This window comes from Flavobacterium sp. (genome assembly GCF_043779715.1).
Lineage (GTDB): Bacteria > Bacteroidota > Bacteroidia > Flavobacteriales > Flavobacteriaceae > Flavobacterium.
On record NZ_JAYWDT010000042.1, the window covers coordinates 1 to 23,116 of the forward strand.

A 23,116-nucleotide genomic window follows, 5' to 3' on the forward strand; every position below is an offset into this window, starting at 1 on the left:
GACCAATTCATCTAACAAATCCGAAACCTTATTTGCATTGGGTGGAATAAAATTTGCACCTGAAATACGAACACCTCCATTTCTAATTCGACCTGCAAAATCATCTTCAATAGTTCTTAAAACATAACCATGCAAAGACAAAATATCTATGCTTCGCAAATTGTAATCTTCATTGATAATAGAATACAAATAATTGATAGCTTTTTCGTGATTCTTAGCCTCAAAATGCTCTCGAAGTGACTTTCCTCTTATAGTGATACCATCTTGGAGAACCATTTGAGTTTCTTGTAAACTGAGCGTATTCCCTTCGATACTATTCGAATTATATGTCCATTCGACAGAAAGCGCTTCTTTAATTTTACTTAAAGCACTGTTTGACAAAGGTCTGTTTTTAGAAAGCATCGCTTGTTTGTCATACAATCTTTCGAAAGTTGACTCAAATTCTTGCAAGTATGTTCTATTTATATTCCACATAACGTCACAAATATACTAAAATCGGATATAATAAAAAAATGTGTTATACGATATTAAAAATTAAACATAAAAAAAGTCAAAATAATTACTTTTGACTTTTTTTATATTTAAATACTCATTCTAAATTCTTCAATTACTGGATTTGCTTTTCCAAAATCGATTTCTTGAATAAAAACTTCTACTGCTTGGTCAGCAGTACCAAAACCTGCTAATTTAGCTGATTGTATGTTATTTTTCACAATTGTGTTTACACCAACTGCTTCTATTTTTGCTTGTAATGCTTGTGCTAAAATTTCGCTTCCCGAAAATATTTTCATTAATCCCATATTATATTTACTTTAAATTAATTTTCATCTTCTTCGTCCATTTCGAAAAACAAAGGTTCGATCATTATTTTATCTGCCAGAGATTCTACTCTTTCGGTTAAATCGGTGGTAAAGAAAAGTCTTTGTGTTTTATCGATACTATTTGACAAACGGTGAATGACAGCGTCCATGCGGTTTCTGAAAAGAATATCAGCATCATCGACCACAAACATTTTTACTGTACTAATGTTAAATCCTGCCGAAGCAAACATGGCATTTATCCTATTTGGAGTTCCAATAAGCACATCTAATCCTAATGAAATAATGTTTTTATCATAATCGATATCGCCTTTGTCATGCACTCCTAAAATGCTTAAATCATGATATTTAGCATATTTCAAGAACATTTCTTCCATTTCCACAACGCGTTCTTTGTTTTCGACAATGACTAATGCTCTTGTACTTTCGCCAATAGATTTTTCCATTCGCTGAATCACATTAATAATTATTGTTGTCGATTTTCCAGAACCTTTTGGTGCTACTACAACCGCATCGGCACCACTTTTTATGGTACTAAATGTTTCTTGTTGCAACTCATTGGCTTCGGTTAAACCGTTTTCGATAAGTGCTTGTTGCAGATTTTCGTTTATTTTTTTTAGTTTCATTTTTTATGATTCAAAGATTTAAAAATTTAAAAATTAAAAGATTCCGAATCCTTCAATTTTTAAATTTTTAAATCTTTTAATTGATTATTTACTAGCAAAAAGTTTTACATCGTCTTCAGAAATTTCGTTTCCACCTAAAATAATTAAGCGTTCTACTACATTTCTTAATTCACGAATATTTCCCGTCCAGTCATATTCTTGCAATAATTTTACAGCTTGTTTAGAGAATGTTTTTGATACATTTCCTTGTTCTGAGGCTATCTTATCATTGAAATGTTCTATTAATAAAGGAATATCATCACGACGATCATTTAAAGCGGGAACTTTTATCAAAATTACTGCCAAACGATGGTATAAATCTTCACGAAAACGACCTTCGGCAATTTCTACTTTCAAATCTTTATTGGTTGCAGCTACGACACGAACATTTACTTTTATGTCTTTGTCCGCTCCTACTCTTTGTATTAAGCTTTCTTGTAAAGCACGTAATACTTTGGCTTGTGCCGAAAGACTCATGTCTCCAATTTCGTCTAGAAAAATGGTACCACCATCGGCGGCTTCGAATTTTCCTGCTCGGTCTTTTACTGCCGATGTAAATGCTCCTTTTACGTGTCCGAACAATTCACTTTCTATTAATTCTGATGGAATCGCAGCACAGTTCACCTCGATTATTGGAAAATTAGCTCTTTCGCTTTTTTCGTGTAATTGATGTGCTACGAGTTCTTTTCCTGTTCCGTTTGGTCCAGTGATTAAAACTCTAGCTTCGGTTAGCGCTACCTTTTCAATCATCTCTTTGATATGATTGATGGGTTGGCTCTCTCCTATCATTTCGTAGTTCTTAGAAACTTTTTTCTTTAGAATTTTGTTTTCTACAACTAGTTTCGTTTTGTCTAAAGCGTTACGAACAGTATTTAACAAACGGTTTAAATCTGGTGGTTTCGAAATATAATCGAAAGCACCTAAACGCATTGTATTTACAGCAGTTTCTAGATCTCCGTGACCGGAAATCATGACCATTTGTATTTCGGGTTTGATTTTTTTTGCAGCTTCTAATACTTCGACACCGTCCATTTTTGGCATTTTGATATCGCAAAGAACCAAATCGTAGTCTTCGTTTTTTATTTTTTCCAAACCTTGTAAGCCGTCTTCGGCTTCATCAACAATATAAGTATCGCTTTCTTCAGAAAGTATTTTGGTTAATACACGTCGGATTGCTGGTTCGTCTTCGATGATAAGGATTTTTGACATCTCGTTGTTCGGTTATTTGTGGATTCGGTTATTTACTTCGTCTGTTCGCTGACGCTCGAGTGATTAACCGTTTAGTCGGCAAAAGTACGAAAAAAATTATCTTTAGCCCTGATGGAAGTAGAAATCCTTGTCTCGTTTTTTTAACGAGACAAGATTGTAACGACAGCAGGAATATGGCTTGCTGAAAATGCCCTAATGGTTCGCTCCTCCTCTTTCCAAATCAACAAATAACCGAATAACCTATTTTAATATTTAAGCCATTTGTATAGTTCTTTCCATGTTGGTTTTTTGCCATACATTAGAATTCCTACTCTATAAATTTTTGAAGCAAACCAGACTACGCCTAGGAATGTTGCGAATAATATGGTGATGGATAGTGCTAATTGCCACCATGGCACACCAAACGGAATTCGCATAAGCATAACGATAGGCGATGTGAGCGGAATCATTGAAAAGACTGTTGCTACTGTTCCGTGAGGATCATTGACTACAGTAAAAAATCCGATGTAAACGCCTAACATTAATGGCATTATAATTGGTACTAAAAATTGTTGAGAATCAGTTTCGGAATCGACAGCCGCTCCAATAGCTGCATAAAATGAGCTATATAGAAAATAACCACCTATGAAATAGATTACGAAACAAGTAATTAATGTTCCTAATGGTAAGTTGAAAAACTCTTTAAGATAACTTTGCATTGTAGTTCCCAGTTCATGCTGTACTGCATTCATCATAGCAGGATCAACGCTGGCTTGTGCGCCTGTTTGTATACCAAAGAATGCCGAAACTCCAAACAACAAAACAGCTCCTACGATTGCCCAAATGGCAAATTGTAGAATCCCCGCTAATGAATTCCCTATTATTTTACCCATCATTAACTGATATGGTTTTACCGATGATATAATTATTTCGATAATTCGAGATGTTTTTTCTTCGATAACACTTCGCATGACGAAATTTCCGTAAATAATAATGAACATCATGATTAAGTATCCGAAAGCACCACCTATCATAATCTTCATTTCGTTGATACCTTTTATGGTATCTTCTCCAGAAAATTTAATTAAATGTATATTGGAATCTACTTTTGCTTTTTCTATTTTATCATAATCGAAACCTATTGTTGTCAGATTATTTCTAGTTAGTTTGGTGTCGATAACGTCTTCCATTTCCATGATGAATTCCATACTTGGACTATCATCTGAAATATATTGGACTTTAGTTGCTAAATCTTGAATATTGGCTGCTTTAGGAATAAAAATAAGACCTTCATAATTTTTGCTTGCGGTGTCTTTTGCTAATTGTAATGGCATTCCAGACAAATCAATATAAACAGTTTCTTTGGTATTTTTGAAATCGGATTTTAAGATTCCCGATTCATCGTGAATAGCGATTTTTGTAACTTCATCTTTATTCATACTAGCGAGATAGCCTACGAAAAATGACAATCCTACGATTAGTAATGGACTTAGAAAAGTCATTATAATAAATGATTTATTACGAACTTTTGCAATAAATTCTCTTTTTATGATCAATGATAATACAGACATTTTAGATTATTAGATTGTTAGACCTCTTAGATTACTAGACTACTTGGATTGTTAGACTTCTCAGGTTTTTAGACTTTTTATCATCTAAGTCGTCTGAAAATCTAACTATCTAAGCAAGTCTATTTACTTACAGTTTGAATAAATATATCGTTTACGCTCGGAATGTTTTCTGCAAAATGTGTTACTTGACCTCTACTTGTCAAAATACTTAACAATTCGTTTGATGTTGCTGTTCCCAAATCTATTTCTAATTTTAAATCATCATTTAGAGATTTAAAATCCGTTTGACCTACTGTAAATTTTTGGGTTAAATCATACATTAAACCTTCTACATTGTTTGTCATGATTCCTACTTGGAAAGTATTTTTTCTGTACTGACGTTTTACATCTTCCAGTTTTCCTTCAATCAATTTATTCGATTTGTGTATTAAAGCAATATCATCGCACAATTCTTCGACACTTTCCATTCGATGCGTCGAGAAAATAATAGTAGATCCTTTTTTCTTTAATTCTAAGATTTCGTCTTTTATTAAATTGGCATTAACAGGATCGAAACCAGAAAATGGTTCGTCAAAAATTAATAATTTAGGTTGATGCAAAACCGTAACTACAAACTGTACTTTTTGCGCCATTCCTTTGGATAATTCTTGTATTTTTTTGTTCCACCAACCTTCAATTTCAAATTTTTCGAACCAATATTTGAGTTGTTTTTGTGCTTCTGCTTTAGACAATCCTTTTAGCTGTGCGAGATACAAACATTGTTCGCCAACTTTCATGGTTTTATACAAACCACGTTCTTCTGGCATATAACCTATATGTTGAACGTGATGCGGTGCTAATTTTTCTCCATCTAGAATTATTTCACCACTATCTGGCATTGTAATTTGATTGATGATACGAATTAAAGAGGTTTTTCCAGCACCGTTAGGACCCAAAAGCCCATAAATACTACCTTTAGGAACTTGTAATGAAACACTATTTAAGGCAGTATAATCGCCGTATTGTTTGACTACATTTTTAACTTCAAGAATATTACTCATTGTATAAAGTTGATTTATTTCGTCTGTTCAGTCTTTTTGACCTAGCATGTGTAAATGTAAAGAATTAGTAGAAAAATGTAGTGATTTGTTACAAAAAACCCACCTTAATTTGCACTAAGATGGGAAAAAAAATAAAACGGATATAAAACCCGTTCTATAAATTATGAAAACATATCTTTTACTTTCTCAAAGAATGATTTTTCTGATTTTTCTGGACTTGGAATAAAATTTTCATTTGAAATATTACTTTCAAAAAAATGTTTTTGTTCTTTGTTTAACGTTTTTGGCGTCCAAACATTTACATGAACTAGTAAATCTCCATTTCCGTAACTATTGATACTTGGAATTCCTTTTCCTTTTAGTCGGAGAATTTTTCCTGATTGTATTCCTTCCTCTAGTTTGATACGAACTTTTCCATTTACAGCTTCAATATCTTTGGATATTCCTAGAACCGCTTCGGCAAAACTAATATACAAATCGTAATGTAAATTTTCGCCTTCACGTTTTAAGAATTCGTGTTCTATTTCTTCGATAGCTACAATAAGATCACCTGGAATTCCGTTTCCTGGCGCATCGTTTCCTTTGTTAGAAACTTTTAGTTGCATTCCATCTACAACGCCTGCAGGGATTTTTATAGAAACTGTTTCGTCTTCAAGAATCATTCCTTGCGCATCGGCATTGGCTGGTTTTTTTTCGATAATTTGACCAGAACCTCCACAAGTTGGACAAGTTGAAGCCGATTGCATACGTCCCAAAATAGTATTGGTTACTCGCATTACTTGACCTTGACCATTACAAGTAGAACAAGTTTTGTATGAAACTCCTTGCGCCTGAATTTTGCGTTTAACTTTAACTTTTTTCTCGACCCCGTTGGCAATTTCTTCTAGCGTTAATTTGACTTTTATTCTCAAATTACTTCCTTTAGTACGACGTTGACCTCCGCCTCCGCCACCAAATCCGCCGAAACCACCACCACCGAAAATATCTCCAAACTGGCTGAAGATATCGTCCATGTTCATTCCGCCACCGTGAAAACCGCCGCCTCCACCGCCGTTACCGCCTTCAAAGGCTTGGTGTCCGAAACGGTCGTATTGTGCTTTTTTCTGAGCATCACTTAACACTTCATAAGCTTCGGCTGCTTCCTTAAATTTTTCTTCGGCAGCAGCATCACCAGGATTTTTATCAGGGTGAAATTCGATTGCTTTTTTGCGATAAGCTTTTTTTATTTCGGCTTCAGATGCACTTTTCGTAACACCTAATATTTCGTAAAAATCTTTTTTCATTTTTAAATTATGGATTAAGGATTTTAGAATTAGGATTTAATTCAAAAAATCTTAATATTTAGTTTCCAATAACTACTTTAGGAAAACGGATGATTTTATCGCCTAATTTGTAACCTTTTTCAATTACATCAACTACTTTTCCTTTTAGCTTATCACCAGCTGGAATTTGTGTAATTGCTTCAGCAAAATCAGCATTAAAAGCATCTCCAGTTCTTACCTCCATAACCTCTAACCCTTTAGAAAACAAAGTGTCTTTTAGTTTTGTGTGTATAAGCTCTACTCCTTTTATTAAATTTTCGTCTTCCGATTTAGAAATTTCAACAGTTGCTCTGTCAAAATCGTCCATAACTGGCAACATGGCTTGCAAAACTTCTTGATTGGCAGTTTTAAACAATTCTATTCTTTCTTTTGTAGTACGTCTTTTGTAATTTTCGAATTCAGCAAAAAGACGTAAAAACTTATCTTTTTCGTGCGCTAAATCTTTAGTTAATTGTTCTTCAACACTTAATTCTTCTATGATTAATTGCTCACCATTAGCATTTTCTTCTAATGTTATTTCATCTAATTCTTTATCAATTTCAGTATTCTCGGTAGTCATCTTTGATTTATTTTTAAATATATTTTGAAACATTCTTTACCCATTGCAAAATTACTGCCAATTATGAAACAATGTCAAATTGTCATTAAAAACTTTAATACAATTTTAAGATAAAAACGAGATTAATTGTTTAAATTTGAAAATAATAAATAGAAATTACACAATAGCTCTTTATATACAATTATTAATTCACCATACTAAAAAGCATTTGCTGCGGCAGGTGCTTTTTATTTTTCTAGAAGTTGCTTTAGAGCCGATTGTATTGATTTGTACTGGAATTCGAAACCAGCAGTTTTTATTTTTTGTGCATTTACATTTTGGCTTTCGAAAAGTAAAGTATGCATTTCTCCCAAAATTAATTTCATAAAAAATCGAGGGATATTGGGCATAAAAAAAGGTTTTTCTAAAATTTTTGCTGCGGCATGGTTCAATTCGTAATTAGTAACTGGAGAAGGTGTTACTGCATTATAGATACCATGAAGATTATTTTGCAAGACAAATAGAAACATATTGGCTAGATCATGAATGTGTATCCAAGACTGCATTTGCTTTCCTGACCCAAACGCAGAACCAATTCCCAAATTTATTGGTTTTAATATTTCTGGAAGCGCTCCTCCTTTTGTAGAAAGCACTAAACCGATGCGAAGTTTGCAAACATTTATATTTAATCTTTCGATTTGATTGACGGATTCTTCCCATTTTACAACTACATTAGATAAAAACGAGTCATTAAATTTTGTAAAATCCTCAAAATAATAATTTTTTAAACTATCTGGATAAATTCCTATAGCTGATGCCGATATGACTTGTTTTACTTGATGCGGATTATTTTTTAGAGCATTAAATAACAAGTTTGCCGATAGTACCCTACTTTCAATTATTTCCTGTTTGTATTTAGATGTCCATCGTTTTGCAATACTTGCTCCTGCTAGATGTATAATTGTTTTTACACCTATTAGACAATTTTCGTCGATAACTCCAGACTCTGGACTCCAATAAAACCCATTATAATTGGGTTGGTGTTCGATTTTATTTTTGTTGGTTGTGAGATAATTAATTTTCATACCATTTTGCAACAGCAATTCAGTAATTGCTGTTCCTACAAGACCAGTTGCACCTGTAATAAGGACTTTCATTATAATTTTTATTTAAAATTAATAAATGATTGTCTTAAGTATTTATTAATTGTATAGAATTTAACTATTGTTTGAATTATCTTATTTCAGTCGAATACTCCATTCAAAATCCATTTCAGAAACTTGTTCTCCTTTTTCGTTGGTTCCGATCGATTTCATCCAGAAAGTTTGACCTTCTCCAGTTTCGATAGTTTTCTTTACCGCCTCTTCGATAAGATGTCCGTCGTTGCAAGTAAAAGTGATTCTTCCTGTGGCTTTCTTTGTAAAATTCCCTTTGTTATTTGCTACTAACATAGATATGTTTCGCTTACTTTTCTGAATATGTAGCATAACCATTGCTCCTGTTGTTAGTTCAGCAGCCATGGCTTGTACCGCAAAATACATTGATTTGAATGGATTTTGATTTACCCAACGATGCTTGACAGTCACGACACATTGTGTTTCTGTAATACCCTTTGCTCTAACGCCAGACCAAAAAGCTGATGGTAATTTGAAAAATAAAAACTTATTTAAATTTGATGCTGAAAACTCCATAACGCTATATTTTTCGCTAATGTACAAAAAAATATTATGTACGCATAATATTTTCAAATGTTAAATAAATGTTAATATTTAGTACTTTGTAATACATAATAGCTTTTTTTAACCGTATCTTTGCATAAGAAATTAATAGCTAAAAGAAAGTACTATTTGTTTTATCATCAAAAAAAATCAAAATTATGGAAGCAGTTCTAACATCAAACAAAGAAAAAAATTACGCCTCATTTATTCATCTGAGTGCTTTAACAAAATATTTTATTCCTTTCGGAAACTATGTTTTACCTATTGTATTATGGGGAAGCAAAAAAGATTCGTCGGAATTTATAAATCATAACGGGAAACAAGTACTAAATTTTCAACTAAGTATGTTGTTATATTCTATTCTCTTATTAATCATTTCGATTCCTACTTTATTGTTTTCGATATTCAATAATGTAAGTTATGACGAAATTGAGAATGGTAATTTTCTAATCGAAAAATTATCATCTGGAAATATTACAGGCATTGTTACCATTGCTTTAGTTGCTATTGGCTTGTTTTGTTTTATGAAAATCGCCGAATTTTTCCTAATCATATATGGTGCAATAAAAACCAACGAAGGAGAATATTTTAAATACCCGTTGACTATTAATTTTCTAAAATAAGTTTCAATCATCAGCCGAAAGGCAAATCAAAAATCAATCAAAAAATGAACAGTTTAATCATTAAAAAAGAAAATCTATGAACATTGAAAACACAAAAGCGCAAATGCGAAAAGGTGTCCTCGAGTTTTGTATCTTATCGGTCTTAAAAGACAAAGAAGCATACACCTCGGAAATTTTAGACACCCTAAAAAACGCAAAGCTACTGGTGGTAGAAGGCACAGTATATCCTTTACTTACTAGGCTTAAAAACGACGAATTACTTAGCTATCGCTGGGAAGAATCTACTTCTGGACCGCCAAGAAAATATTACGGACTGACAGTAGAAGGACAAACATTTTTAAACGAATTAAATAGCACTTGGACGGAATTGTCTGATGCAGTAAACATTATAACTATCCAAAAATAATAGCCATGAACAAAACAGTAAATATGAATTTAGGAGGTTTTTTCTTTCACATAGATGAAGACGCCTATCAGAAATTAAATCGCTATTTTGATGCTATAAAGAGATCTCTTTCTAGCGACGGTCGTGACGAAATCATGAACGATATCGAAAGTAGAATTTCGGAACTTTTCTCAGAAAAATTAACTTCTGAAAAACAAGTGATTGGTCTAAAAGACATTGACGATGTTATAGCCGTTATGGGACAACCTGAGGACTATAAAATTGAAGACGACAATTCAAGTAAAATGAATTACACTTCAGCTTCAACTGGTTCAAAAAAACTATATCGTGACAAAGAATCAGGTATTATTGGAGGTGTTGCATCTGGTTTAGGACATTACTTTGGTATGGATCCAGTATGGATAAGAATTATTTTAGTACTGCTGGTTTTTGCTGGTTTCGGAACAGGAATATTGGCTTACATTATTCTATGGGCGGTAACTCCTGAAGCTGTAAGTACATCTGAAAAACTAGAAATGAAAGGAGAACCTATAAATATTTCTAATATTGAGAAAAAAGTAAAGGAAGAATTTGAAAATGTTTCTGAAAAATTTAAAAATGCCGATTACGGAAAAATGGGAACACAAGTAGGAACAGCTGCCGGAAAAATAGGGAGTTCTTTAGGTGATGTCTTAGTTTCTATATTCAGTGTGTTTGCAAAATTTATAGGTGCATTAATGGTTTTAGTTACTTCAATGTCTATCATTTGCTTGTTAGTAAGTTTGTTTACCGTAGGTTCAACTTCATTTATGAATGTGCCTTGGTTGGAATATTTCAACACTTTCAACTATACAAATACTGCAATGTGGTTTATTAGCTTATTATTTTTCTTAGCAATTGGAATTCCTTTATTCTTCTTATTAATTTTAGGTTTAAAAATATTGGTAACCAATATGAAATCTATCGGAAACGTAGCAAAATATACATTATTAGCTATTTGGATTTTAGCAGTTGGTGTATTAATCACTTTGGGAGTACGTCAAGCCACCGAAATCGCTTTCGAAAACAAAGTAGTTCAAAAAGAAATCATCAATATCAATCCAACCGATACACTTTTTGTGAAATTCAGATACAATGATTATTACACAAAATCGATTGACAATCGTGAAGATTTCAAATTCGTTCAGGATTCAGCCAATAACAATTTGATTTATTCTAACAATGTGAGTATCGAAATTATGCCAACTGACGAAAAGTTACCATTCATTCAAATTGAAAAAAGAGCCAATGGTAAAACTTTTACCGAAGCAAAACAAAGAGCCGAAAAAATAAACTACGGATTCAAAATTGAAGGAAACCAATTGATTCTTGACAATTATTTATTAGCCGATGTAAAAAGCAAATACCGCGGTCAGGAAGTAGCATTATACTTGTATTTACCAAAAGGAACTTTACTAAAACCAGATAGTTCATTAAGAAATTATGACGACACTGATGGAGATTACTTCTCTTGGAACCCAGATTCTGATAAAGATGCTTACAAAGTAGGAACTGACAAAGTAGAATGTTTAAATTGTCCAATCGAAGACGATGAAGACGAAGACGATGAGCATACTGCAACTGTTACTATTGATGAAGACGGTGTGAAAATTAAAAATGACACTGTGATTTCAAATTCAAACGAAATTAAAGAGCTTAAAATAAACAAAGACGGAATCATAATTAAAACCAACTAACTTAAAAATGAAATCTTTATTAAATTTAAAAAATAGTCTTTTAGCTTCTGTAGTTTTTTTAGCAAGTATAAATAGTAATGCACAAAACAACATCAAAATTGTGCATTACCCGGAACAACCGTTAAAAGAAAAAAACAGCAATCAATACAACTTGAATTTCGATTTTGTTATCGAAAACAGCTCGAAAGATACTTTAAGGTTAACACGTTTGGAAGTGCAAGCATTCGACAAAAATAATGTGCTGGTTCAACAAAAGTTCTTAGACAACAATGGAACCGCACCAAGTATAAATACCATTCCAGAAATTCAGTGGAATGGTATATCGAAAAATATTTTGTTCAATCCATTTCCAGAAGTAAATTCAATCATTAGTAAATTGGAATATACTTTCACTTTCAATAATAATATTGAAGTTAAAAACACCGTTATTCCCAAAGATTACGAGCAAATGAAAGATTTTAATTTGCCTTTAAAAAGCAGATTATTGATTTATGATGGTCATGATTTGAATTCGCATCACCGTCGATTTAACTATGAGTTTACTCCTATTCATCAACTAGGGTTTACTGGGAATTTTATGCGATATGCGTATGATTTTGTAGTTTTAAATTCTGAAAACAAGCAATTTGCAAACAAAGGTGAGAATGATACAGATTGGTTCGGATTTGGAAATGATGTTCTTGCAGTTGCCGATGGGGAAATTGTAGCTGTAGAAACCAATCAAAAAGACAACAAACAATTTGACATTCCTGCTCTGAAAAACAATCCGTTGGCATTATACGGAAATTATGTAGTCATCAAACACAATGACAATGTTTATAGCATGTATGGTCATTTAAAAAACCAAAGTTCTATAGCTTTTAAAATTGGGGATAAAATAAAAAAAGGTCAGAAAATTGGCTCGATTGGAACATCAGGAAGTTCATTTTTCCCGCATTTGCATTTCGAAGTTAGAAATAATATAAATCATGATGCAGAAGGAGTTCCATCTTATTTTACTAATTTTAACCTAATTTTAGGCTCAGAAGTAAAGGAAATAAAAAAAGGAACTGTAAACACAGGTGACATAATTCAAACAAAATAAAACAAACAAACAAACAAACAAACAAACAACTAAAAACCAAATAATCATGATAAAACTAATGGTTGATTTAGTCCGAATAGTAATTGCAGCATGCATTGCACTATTATTTAATTCTTGCAAATACGACATAGAATTAGGAGAAAAAATCACAGGAAGCGGTCATATTGTTACAAAAGAACGAAATTTAGAGCCTTTTACAAAAATTGAAGTAAGTAAAGGTTTAGATTGCGAAGTAACACAAGGAAATGATCAAAAAGTACTAATTGAAGCCGATGATAATTTACAAGATGGCATCATTACTACTGTTACTAATGGTGTTTTAAAAATATCATCAAAATACAATAATTATATCAATGTAGGTTCTAAAAAAATCAAAGTTCAAATACCAGAAATTTTAAGTTTAGAATCTACAAGTGCTTCTTCTTTAGTTACTAAAAACATTATAAAAGGAAATGTTATTTATGTAAAATCAAGTAGTGCAAGTAATTTAACTGCAAATATTGAAGCCGACAAAATTATACTTGAAGCTTCTAGCGGAAGCGATTTAAATATTGAAGGCAAAGCACTAGAGCTAACAACAGCCTCGTCTAGCGGAAGTAGTATCAATGCCGAAAATTTATTAGCAAACGATATAAATTCTCAAAGTTCGAGCGGAAGTTCAACAATCGTAAATCCAATTCTGAGACTAAAAGCACACGCATCAAGCGCAAGCTCTATATCGTATTCTAAAACTCCTAAAAGTTTAGCTGTCGAAGAAAATTCTGGTGGAAGCGTAGACAAAGAGTAAAAAAATTTAAATTTATCAAAATCATTCATCAAAAGTGAATGATTTTTTTATATTTGTGATAAACAAATTTGAAAATGAAAAAAACTATCCTACTTATCTTTACAATCTTATTAACTACAATAACTTTTGCCCAAAAAAAGGAAAAAGTAAAAGGATCGAAAATAGTAACTGTCGAAAAAGTTGAAATTGCTGCATTTACAGAAATTGAAATTGAAGACAATCTTGAAGTTTTTTTAGTAAAAGGTGATAAAAACACTATCGAAGTAGAAACTGACGAAAATTTGCATACTGCTATCAACCATCAAACTTATGGTAATTCTTTAAGATTAAATACAAATAAAGACATTTCGGGTTTCAAAAAATTAGAAATTAGAGTAACCTATACTGATAGTTTGAAATTAATCTCGGTAAAACACGAAGCAAAACTAAATGCCATTTCCGAATTAGGATTGAAGAATATTACTATAAAAACTTACGATTACAGTAAGACACTTATTAATGCAAATGCTCCTAATTTTACCTTATTGGCAAACGACAAATCTAAAGTAGAACTAAACTTAAAAAGTGAAGATGCATTTATAGAAATGAGCAAAAACGCTGAAATAAAAGCACACATTTCTTCGAATAAATTAAAATTTGATATGTACCAAAAATCTGAAGCAATTGTTGATGGTGAAATTACAGAATTGAAACTTCGTTTAGATAATAATGCCATTTATGATGGTCAGAAATTAACTTCAAAAATGCTTAGTTTAACCACCGAAAGTAGTACAAAATGTAGTGTTTACACAAACGGAAGTTTGTCTATCGCTGCTGCAGGAAAATCGGAAATTTCGATATTTGGTGAACCAAAAATAGAACTAAAAAAGTTTGGAGACGAAGCTATTTTGTATAAGAAAGTAGTGAAGTAATTGTTACAAATACATAAAAAAATCCCACTTCAATGAAGTGGGATTTTTTTATGATTATATTTTTCGTTATTCTTTTGCAGCCAAATATCTTTCGGCATCTAACGCAGCCATACAACCTGTTCCAGCAGCAGTAATTGCTTGTCTGTAAACATGATCTGCAGCATCACCAGAAACAAAAACACCAGCAACATTAGTTTTAGCAGTTCCTGGAATATTTACAATATAACCTGTTTCGTCAAGAGTGATATAATCTTTAAAAATATCGGTATTTGGTTTATGGCCTATCGCTACAAAGAAACCAGTAGCTGGAATATCAAAAATATCTCCAGTCGTTTTATTTTTTGCTTTAACACCCGTAACCACTTGACCATCTCCCAAAACCTCAACAGTATCGTGGTTCATTAAGATTGTAATATTTTCGGTTTTGCGAACACGAGCTTCCATAATTTTTGAAGCTCTAAATTGTTCACTACGAACTAACATGGTTACTTTTTTACACATTTTAGATAAATAATGTGCTTCTTCACAAGCTGAATCTCCTGCGCCAACGATAACAACTTCTTGATTACGATAGAAAAACCCGTCGCAAATTGCACATGCCGAAACACCACCACCAGTTTTTAGATAATGTTGTTCAGAATCGATTCCTAAATATTTTGCAGTTGCTCCAGTCGAGATAATAACTGTTTCGCAGTGTAATTCTTTGGTATCATTTATCCAAACTTTATGAATATCTCCCGAAAAGTCAACTTTTGTAGCCCAACCATCGCGAACATCGGTACCAAAACGTTTGGCTTGAGCCTCTAAACCAATCATCATTTCGGGACCTGTAATCCCTTCAGGATTTCCTGGCCAGTTTTCTACTTCGTTTGTTGTTGTAAGTTGACCTCCTGGTTGCGTTCCTTGATATAAAACAGGGTTCATATTTGCTCTAGCAGCATATATTGCTGCAGTATAACCCGCAGGGCCTGAACCTATAATTAGGCATTTTATTTTTTCGATTGTATCGGACATAATGAATATTTTTATAAATATGCAAATGTAAACTTTATTATAAAAAATTCACTCTTTAATAAATTGAAAAAACTTATTTGTTTATAGAAAAATACTTTTACAATTTTATATGCTGAATTGCCCAGATTAATAATGTATTTTTTTCTTTTGGCAAACCTAATTTTTCAATAATATTACTTCGGTGTCCTTCAACTGTTTTTTCAGAAAGAAATAGTAACTCTGCAATTTGCTTACTTGTTTTTTGTTGGGCAATAAGTTCTACAATTTTTCTTTCGGATAAGGTTAGTTTGGTAAGCTCATCATTGTTGTTTTTATTATCTACAACTAAATCATCTTCTAGAAATTCACTAACATACTTATTACCTTTTGCAACTTCAATTAAACAATTTTCTAATTCTGTTTGGGCATGTTCTTTGAGAATATATCCATAAATTCCATACTCATTTGCTTTCTTGAAAATAGTCATTTCTTTGTGCATCGTGAGTAAAATGACTTTGGTTTTAATTTTGCTTTCTTGCACTTTTCTGGCGACATCTAAACCGTCAAGACCAGGCATATTAATATCTAAAATAGCAATATCTGGCAAATGCAAAGTGATTAAATTTAATGCAGAAATTCCATTTGAACAAGTGTCTATTACTTTATATCCGTAAGATTCTACAAAGCTTTTTGTACCTTGTAGTGTAAATGGATGATCGTCTGCAATTAATATTTTCATTATGTTTTTTTGATTTCAATCGTTATAATTGTTCCGTTTTTATCTGAGATTATTTTTGCTTCACCACCAATAGCCCTGCCTCTTTCGATGATATTGTGTAATCCAAAAGCATTTTTTCCGTTTAATGTCTCTGAAACATTAAACCCTTTTCCGTTGTCTTTTATTTCTACAAAAAGGTTTTCTTTTTTCTGAGAAACCGTAATTTTTGCTGCGACTGCATTTGCATATTTGATGATATTAGACAATGCTTCCTGAATAATCCTATACACTTGCAATTCATCATTTGTTGATAAGGAGTTATTATAATCAATATCTGCTGTTACCATAAAATCATTTACCGATTGAGCTCTCTCTACTAATTGTTCGATACTAGATTTTAGCCCTATTTTGTCAAACATTATTGGGTGAAGATTTCTACTAATAATGCGGATATCATTTATTATAGAATCAATTTTAGTATTAGTTATATCATTTTTCTCTTCAAACGAATTTTTTAGACTTAGTAATTCGTGACTCACACTATCATGCAAATCACTAGCAATTCTTTTTCGTTCTTCCTCGGTTTTTTCTAATAATTGTTTGGTGTATTGTTGTGTGTTCTGTTTTTCTAGTTTTAATTTTTTCTGTTTTTGTCTAGTAATGTAAACCACCCCTATTAGAAATAATCCCAGAAACAGTGAGGCTAAAAGTGCAATTGTTGTGTTTTTATTTAAAATAGTTGTTTTTTGTAATGTAATTTGTTGTTCCTTTTTTTGGGTTTCGTATATAGTTTCTAGTTCGGCTATTTTTTCTCTAGTTACAATGTCTGATATGCTATCGGCAATAATTCGTTTATCTTTTTCGATGGTAAAGGCATTTTTAAAATCATTATTTTGAAGCGCACTTGTTTGTAAAACACCATAAAACATATTGACTTTTTCGTATTGTTGATTAGTTATTAATGTTGGTAATGCTTTTTTTATATCTTCAAAATTAGAATAATCTGGGTTCTTTTTTATTTCATATTGTGCCAAAGCAACTTTGTACTCTAAAGTTAAATCATCAGAATTAATTTCTTCGACTATTGGTTTTAATTCATCAATTACTTTTTTAGCTTCGGGTAATTTATTCGCTTGTACTAAATTTTCAATTTTAAAATCATATAATTTAATTTTCAAAATTTTACTATCATCTTTACTATCAATAAACGCTTGATAAGTAGAGTCAATAAGTTCTGTTTTTCGAGAATCATTCATAAAATCATATATGGAAATTTTATTAATCAAACCGATGTAAACATTATACGTATTGTTAATACTCTTATAGGATTTTATAGCTTTATCTGCATTGTCAATAGCTCTTTTTTTATCCCCAATAGCTGTGTAAATATTTGAATAATTTGAATAAACAAAAGCCAACCCTTTGGGATTATTAATTTTAGTAAAGTATTCAAAAGATTTCTGATTGGCAGCTAAACTCAGATTTTGCTTACCAGTAATATAATATATATAGGATAAATCATAATAAGCTCTGGCAATATTATAACAACTATTGTAGTCATTTGGCTCTAATAAAGTGATGTTTGTAAAATACTCTCCTGCTTTTTTTAAATTGGATTTATCAAAATAATAATTGGCCAAATAAGCATCTACAAAAGTGGTTTTTAGTGCAGGTACTTCCTTTCTATATAGCGTATCAAATTCTTTAACGACAGCCATAAAGTTATCATTAAAATCATAAGAATCAGCTAAATAAACACAAACAAAATCCAATAATTCAGCAGCTTTTAAATAGTCTTTTTTAGAAATATTTGAATTATAATATTTGTAAAAAACTGGCAAATAGTTTTTATCCTTTTTATAATTTTCTACTTGGTGCAAATAGGCTTTGGTAGCATCTTCTTTTACGGGTGACTCTTTAATAAAAACGACATTATTTTCTTTTTTATCACCACAACTTAAAAATAACAGAATTGAAACGACGGTTAGTATACGTAGAAATAGTTTGAACATCTTATATTAATTTTCAACAAAAGTATTTAATTAAACTTCAAAAAAAAGTGTTTACTAAAAATCAGGGGTTTCCCCCTGTATGATTTGAATTAAATATGCCACAACTTTGTAAAAAATTTTAAAGATTATACATCATAATTAAAATCTAAAAATCAATTAATTTTTTAAAAATCCAATTTTTATGAAACAAAATGTACTTCAAAAACCAATTCCTTCCTTTACAAAAGAAAAATTTTGGACAAAAACAATCGCAATGTTGCTTTTTTTTGTGGCGCTTAACATAACAAAAACAAACGCACAAATCGCATTTACCGTAACAGGTAATACAAACGCAACACCAAATCTAGCAACTTCCTACACCTCGTTGACTAACATGCTTACTGCCGTAAATGCTATTACAGCGGTCACTGGCAACATTTTTATTGGTGCCAGTGTGGGGTCAGAAACCGCTCCTATAAAAGGATTTACCATTGGTAGTACCTCTTTGAACGCCGCTATGGCAGGAAGTACTTTCAGGATTTACATATCAGGAAATGGTTCTTCTACTACCATAAATGCAAATGTAGGAACGGCCACACCTTCCAGCCCTAGCCCAGATGGAATGGTAAAACTTGTTGGAGCAAATAATATCCTTTTTGGTAATTTTTTTCTTGTAGATGGCAACACGACCAACCCGGCCACTATGGAATTTGGTATTGGTTTGTTTAAAGCTAGTGCCACCGATGGTTGTATCAACAATGCCATTTATGATAATGAAATTAGAATGCAACGTGTCAATTTTGCTCCAGGAAGTGGCTCTATGCCCGCTGGTGCAACAGGAATTATTATGGTAAATTCGACACCAACTGCAGCAATAACCCCTCTAACACCAACTAGTGTTGCGGGAGCCAATTCTGATAACCAAATAGCAGGAAATATAATAGATGGTGGTAATAATGGTATACACTTATCTGGTTATGGGATTATATCACCTAATAGCGACTATAATAACGTGATTGGTAACTCAAATAATATTCGAAATTTTGGTGGTGGTGCAAATACAGCTTCATTTGCAACGGGCATAACCGCAAACAACCAGTGGAATGTTTTAATTACTAACAATATTATAGACAATAATACAGGTACAGGCGTAAACACGCAATATACTTTGTATGGAATATCTGTAGGAGGTGGAGGTAATAATTCCAATGTAAACATTGCATACAATGCCATTAAACTACAAAGCGCTAGCGGAACCTTTTTATTGTATGGCATCTTTAATAGTGCAGGTAATGGCACAGGAACAGTAAACATAAACGACAACGTTATAAATTTAGGTAGTGCAAATCGTACTTCGGGAACTATTAATGGAATAATAGACGCTTCTACGCCCGCTGTATTAAATATGAATTACAACACAGTCGAAGGGATTGTAGGTGTTCCTTTAGCAGGAACTGGAGATATAAATGGTATTATAAATACATCAAATATAGCCACGGTAAATACAACGGGCAATAATGTCAGAAATTTTGATAGAACAGGGACTTCCGGAAATTTATTTGGTATGCAAATTACTGCGACTAACTGGAATGCAACAGGTAATACAATAGATAATCTTAAATTTTCCGCAGTAAGTTCAACAGGAACTATTTATGGGCTGTATTCTAATAGTACAAATACAAACTTAAATTCCAATATAATTAAAAATCTTTTTATTCCGTTTACGTCAACTATTTACGGAATTTCTGATGCAGCACCTGCAGGAACAAAAACAATAAACAGTAACCAAATATTCAATTTTGGTACTAGTACTGGTGGTACTGGCGGTTCAAATTTTTATGGAGTATATTGTATAAATGGTACAGTTACTGTAGGAAACAACAACATTTACAGCCTTAATATTTCTGGAAACAATGCCACTGTAGCTAGTACTGTAAGAGGCATACGCCTTGATTCTCCGACCAATACTATTTTCAATAATAAAATATATGATCTTTCTGCTAATTCTACTTTTGGGTCAACTCTGGGGATTTCAACTTCAACAGGAAATACTACGCTTTATAATAACGTAGTTTCAAATTTGAGAGCACCTAATTCAACTGGTACATTTGCTACAACTGGATTTCTTATCAATGGAAGTGTCAGTTTATATTACAACACTATTTTGCTAAACGAAACGGTAAAAAACGCAGGAAATTCAGGTTCTACTGCGGTGTTTTTTAATTCGTCTGGAACGTTAATTTCTAGAAATAACATTTTAATTAATACATCGGTAGTAAGTGGAACAGGTAGAGCAGTCGCATTAAATTGCGCTAATTTTGCTACTACTTATGATACGTCATCAAACAACAATTTGTTACATGCGAGTACCCTTTTTGTTAGTGGTGGTGTTAGTGATACAACACTTGCGGCTTTCAAAACAAGAATGGCAACCCGTGACCAGAACTCTGTTACCGAAACCACTACACCGTTTATCAGCACTGACGGTTCTAGTGCAGATTTTTTACGATTGCCTTTAAACGCAAATACAGAAGCCAATAATAATGGGGCACCTATCACTTCTCCAGCTATCACACTTGATTATTTTGGCGAAACAAGAGATACTACTACACCCGATATTGGCGCATCAGAATTTTCAGGAACTCTAGGAAGTGAAACTTTTAGTTTTAATTCTAAAATATCGGTATATCCTAATCCATCAAAAGATATATTTTCTATCAACAGTGATGCTCGCGGATCGATTGTAATTTACGATATCATGGGCAAAATAATCAAAACAGAAAATTTAGATTTAGGCATGACTAAATTAGATTTAAGCAATTATCCAAACGGGATATATTTAATGAAAGTGACTAACGAAAGTAATCAAACTAAAACGATGAAGTTGATAAAACAGTAAATAGATTTAGTTTTTAATAAAAAAAGGCTTCCAAAATATTTTTTGGAAGCCTTTTTGTTTTTACTAAAATTCAGGGGTTTCCCCCTATATGAATTCATTTTCTATTACACCAACTTTGTAATCTGATATAAAGGATTACCGAGGTAATCCTTTTTTTTAAACATTAATATAAAAAATAAATTATGAGAAAAAATGTACTTAGAACAAAAAAACATGCTTCTATAGGAAGCAAAATATTTACAAAAATAGTAGCCACTTTTGTTTTTGTTTTGTTGACCAATACTATGTTTAGTCAAGCAGGTGCTTCGTTAGATTTTGATGGTGCAAATGATTATGTTCAGGTCGGAAATATTATGCCAGCAACTTATACTAAAGAGGCTTGGTTTTATGTATCAAACTTAGGGCTTCAAAACAATCTTATTTCTGGAGGTGCAGATGGGCAACATGCTCTGTATCCTTCAACTAATTTTGGAAACAGATTATCTGCGGGACACAATGGCACTTGGAATGCAGTGCAAGATCCAACTCCTATAGTAGCCAATACTTGGTATCATGTTGCTTTGACTTATGATGCAGCAACAACTACGATGAAATTATATAAAAATGGAGTTTTAGTTTCAACAAATACAAGCGTCCCTGCTTTTACAGGTGGTAATGCTTTACGACTTGGTTCTTATGATGCAGCCTCAAATCAACTTGGAGGTAAATTAGATGAAGTTCGTATTTGGAATAGAGTTTTACCACAATGCGAAATTCAAAATAATATGAATGGAGAGTTACCATCTGGACAAGTAGGACTGGTAGCTTATTACAAATTTAATCAAGGGGTTGCATCTGGAAACAATGTTGCAATAACTACTCTAACTGATTCTAGTGGAAATGCTAATACAGGAACATTAAACGGATTTGCATTAACAGGAGCTACCTCAAACTGGTTAGCATCAGGAGGCGTAGTCACTGGAACTATGAGCCCCGCTCCTTTGTCAGTTACTAGCCCACAAGTTCTTTGTACGGGTTCAACAGTTACAAATTTAACCGCTACAGGAACTACTATCAAATGGTATAATATTTCAACAGGAGGTACTGCTTTGGTTTCTACAACAACATTGGCTACAGGTACTTACTATGTTACACAAACTATAGGTACTTGTGAAAGTCCAAGAACGGCTGTAACAGTAACAATAAATACAACTGCAGTACCAACAGCTACTACACCACAAACCTTTAATAATGGTGCTACGGTTACCAATCTTACTGCTACAGGAACTACTTTGAAGTGGTATTCAGTTTCAACAGGAGGTGTCGCTTTAGTTAGTACAACACTATTAACAACAGGTTTGTATTATGTTTCTCAAACCGTTTCAGGTTGCGAAAGTACAAGAATAGCAGTTCAGGTAAATATTAATGGGGCTGCTTTAAATTTTGATGGGGTAAATGATAGAGTATCTATTACTAATCAACCCGTTTCTAACCTTAATAATTTTACCTTAGAAGCTTGGGTATATTCAACAAATTCAGGTTCCTATCAAACTATTTATGCCGAAGGTAATACATCAGACAGTAATCCTATGTTCTCTCTAACTAAAATGACAAATACAACAGGTTTTGAAATTGTATTGCGAAATACTTCCGGTGTTGGACTTGTAGTCTCAAGTACAACAGGATATGTGCCCTTAAACACTTGGACTCAGGTAGCCTTTACAAGAACTTCTGCTACAACAGCAAGTCTTTATATTAATGGAATAAATACCGATAATTTTACGTTTGTAAACCCAGGAAGTATTCCTGTAAATGTAACCAATATTGGTGTGCGTCAGCGTGTTGGCTTTGATGGTTATTTAATTGGTAACTTAGACGAATTCCGTATTTGGAACCGTGCTTTACCTCAAGCTGAAATTCAAAACAACATGAATTGTGAACTAGGTTCAGGACAAACAGGATTGGTTAATTATTATAAATTCAACCAAGGAATTGATAAAGCAAACAATGCAACAATAAATACACTAACAGATTCTAGTGGAAATACTAATACTGGAACATTAAACGGATTTACACTTACAGGAACTACTTCAAACTGGGTTGCAACTGGTGGTGTAACAACAGGAAATACTTGCTCAACTTTTTTAAGT

The 23,116-nt window shown here is 32.5% G+C and carries 21 protein-coding genes; 8 read left to right on the top strand and 13 right to left on the bottom strand.

Translation table 11 applies throughout. The features are described 5' to 3' along the window. From ACH2BG_RS01805 to ACH2BG_RS01850, 10 genes are all read right to left on the bottom strand, one after another. Positions 1 to 474, bottom strand: a 474-nt coding sequence (locus ACH2BG_RS01805; protein ID WP_395046020.1) for a Fic family protein, incomplete at its 3' end; no start/stop codon positions are given. Positions 475 to 581: 107 nt separating this feature from the next. Continuing rightward, complete coding sequence (locus tag ACH2BG_RS01810) at positions 582 to 800, bottom strand: putative signal transducing protein (RefSeq protein WP_011962825.1); 219 nt, start codon at positions 798 to 800, stop codon at positions 582 to 584. A 17-nt stretch (positions 801 to 817) separates the two neighbouring features. Next, positions 818 to 1,444, bottom strand: a complete 627-nt coding sequence (locus ACH2BG_RS01815) for a DEAD/DEAH box helicase (protein ID WP_395046021.1) — start codon at positions 1,442 to 1,444, stop codon at positions 818 to 820. Between the two features lie 84 nt (positions 1,445 to 1,528). After that, positions 1,529 to 2,692: a sigma-54-dependent transcriptional regulator gene (locus tag ACH2BG_RS01820; protein WP_395046022.1), complete on the bottom strand. Its 1,164-nt coding sequence runs from the start codon at positions 2,690 to 2,692 to the stop codon at positions 1,529 to 1,531. A gap of 245 nt (positions 2,693 to 2,937) precedes the next feature. Then, the gene (locus ACH2BG_RS01825) at positions 2,938 to 4,242 is read right to left on the bottom strand and encodes an ABC transporter permease (RefSeq protein WP_395046023.1); all 1,305 of its coding nucleotides are present in this window, start codon (positions 4,240 to 4,242) and stop codon (positions 2,938 to 2,940) included. Positions 4,243 to 4,361: 119 nt separating this feature from the next. Next, positions 4,362 to 5,282, bottom strand: coding sequence for an ABC transporter ATP-binding protein (locus ACH2BG_RS01830; protein WP_395046024.1), 921 nt, complete (start codon positions 5,280 to 5,282; stop codon positions 4,362 to 4,364). A 161-nt stretch (positions 5,283 to 5,443) separates the two neighbouring features. Next, a complete protein-coding gene (dnaJ, locus tag ACH2BG_RS01835; protein WP_395046025.1) occupies positions 5,444 to 6,565 on the bottom strand; it encodes a molecular chaperone DnaJ in 1,122 nt (373 codons plus the stop codon). Between the two features lie 58 nt (positions 6,566 to 6,623). After that, positions 6,624 to 7,196 carry a nucleotide exchange factor GrpE gene (locus ACH2BG_RS01840; protein WP_395046026.1) on the bottom strand — a complete coding sequence of 191 codons (573 nt, stop codon included), beginning with the start codon at positions 7,194 to 7,196 and terminating at the stop codon, positions 6,624 to 6,626. Between the two features lie 194 nt (positions 7,197 to 7,390). Further along, a complete protein-coding gene (locus tag ACH2BG_RS01845; protein ID WP_395046027.1) occupies positions 7,391 to 8,299 on the bottom strand; it encodes a TIGR01777 family oxidoreductase in 909 nt (302 codons plus the stop codon). An 81-nt stretch (positions 8,300 to 8,380) separates the two neighbouring features. After that, positions 8,381 to 8,833, bottom strand: coding sequence for a DUF4442 domain-containing protein (locus ACH2BG_RS01850; protein WP_395046028.1), 453 nt, complete (start codon positions 8,831 to 8,833; stop codon positions 8,381 to 8,383). Between the two features lie 185 nt (positions 8,834 to 9,018). On the opposite strand from ACH2BG_RS01850, the gene ACH2BG_RS01855 reads away from it, so the two are divergent. The 6 genes from ACH2BG_RS01855 (at position 9,019) to ACH2BG_RS01880 (ending at position 14,386) form a co-directional block, all read left to right on the top strand. Beyond that, positions 9,019 to 9,483, top strand: coding sequence for a DUF4870 domain-containing protein (locus ACH2BG_RS01855; protein WP_395046029.1), 465 nt, complete (start codon positions 9,019 to 9,021; stop codon positions 9,481 to 9,483). Between the two features lie 76 nt (positions 9,484 to 9,559). Continuing rightward, positions 9,560 to 9,889, top strand: a complete 330-nt coding sequence (locus ACH2BG_RS01860; protein WP_395046030.1) for a PadR family transcriptional regulator — start codon at positions 9,560 to 9,562, stop codon at positions 9,887 to 9,889. Between the two features lie 5 nt (positions 9,890 to 9,894). After that, on the top strand, positions 9,895 to 11,604 hold the full coding sequence (locus ACH2BG_RS01865; RefSeq protein ID WP_395046031.1) for a PspC domain-containing protein: 1,710 nt from the start codon (positions 9,895 to 9,897) through the stop codon (positions 11,602 to 11,604). 7 nt (positions 11,605 to 11,611) lie between these two features. Then, the gene (locus ACH2BG_RS01870; RefSeq protein WP_395046032.1) at positions 11,612 to 12,688 is read left to right on the top strand and encodes a M23 family metallopeptidase; all 1,077 of its coding nucleotides are present in this window, start codon (positions 11,612 to 11,614) and stop codon (positions 12,686 to 12,688) included. Between the two features lie 46 nt (positions 12,689 to 12,734). Further along, on the top strand, positions 12,735 to 13,475 hold the full coding sequence (locus ACH2BG_RS01875) for a head GIN domain-containing protein (protein WP_395046033.1): 741 nt from the start codon (positions 12,735 to 12,737) through the stop codon (positions 13,473 to 13,475). A 74-nt stretch (positions 13,476 to 13,549) separates the two neighbouring features. Continuing rightward, complete coding sequence (locus ACH2BG_RS01880) at positions 13,550 to 14,386, top strand: GIN domain-containing protein (protein WP_395046034.1); 837 nt, start codon at positions 13,550 to 13,552, stop codon at positions 14,384 to 14,386. Between the two features lie 66 nt (positions 14,387 to 14,452). On the opposite strand, the gene trxB is transcribed toward ACH2BG_RS01880, so the two are convergent. The 3 genes from trxB to ACH2BG_RS01895 form a co-directional block, all read right to left on the bottom strand. Beyond that, positions 14,453 to 15,400 (bottom strand): thioredoxin-disulfide reductase, encoded by a 948-nt coding sequence (gene trxB, locus ACH2BG_RS01885; protein WP_395046035.1) that lies wholly within the window; start codon positions 15,398 to 15,400, stop codon positions 14,453 to 14,455. 97 nt (positions 15,401 to 15,497) lie between these two features. Then, positions 15,498 to 16,118 carry a response regulator gene (locus ACH2BG_RS01890; RefSeq protein WP_395046036.1) on the bottom strand — a complete coding sequence of 207 codons (621 nt, stop codon included), beginning with the start codon at positions 16,116 to 16,118 and terminating at the stop codon, positions 15,498 to 15,500. After that, positions 16,118 to 18,109 (bottom strand): ATP-binding protein, encoded by a 1,992-nt coding sequence (locus ACH2BG_RS01895; RefSeq protein ID WP_395046037.1) that lies wholly within the window; start codon positions 18,107 to 18,109, stop codon positions 16,118 to 16,120. The genes ACH2BG_RS01890 and ACH2BG_RS01895 overlap by 1 nt, the downstream gene beginning before the upstream one ends. Before the next feature lie 181 nt (positions 18,110 to 18,290). Here ACH2BG_RS01895 and ACH2BG_RS01900 point away from each other — a divergent pair, with 181 nt between their 5' ends. Together ACH2BG_RS01900 and ACH2BG_RS01905 are read left to right on the top strand one after the other, a co-directional pair. Next, entirely contained in the window at positions 18,291 to 20,987 is a 2,697-nt protein-coding gene (locus ACH2BG_RS01900) for a T9SS type A sorting domain-containing protein (RefSeq protein WP_395046038.1), read from the top strand. A 182-nt stretch (positions 20,988 to 21,169) separates the two neighbouring features. Continuing rightward, positions 21,170 to 23,116: LamG-like jellyroll fold domain-containing protein (locus ACH2BG_RS01905; RefSeq protein ID WP_395046039.1), on the top strand; the 1,947-nt coding region annotated here is incomplete at its 3' end.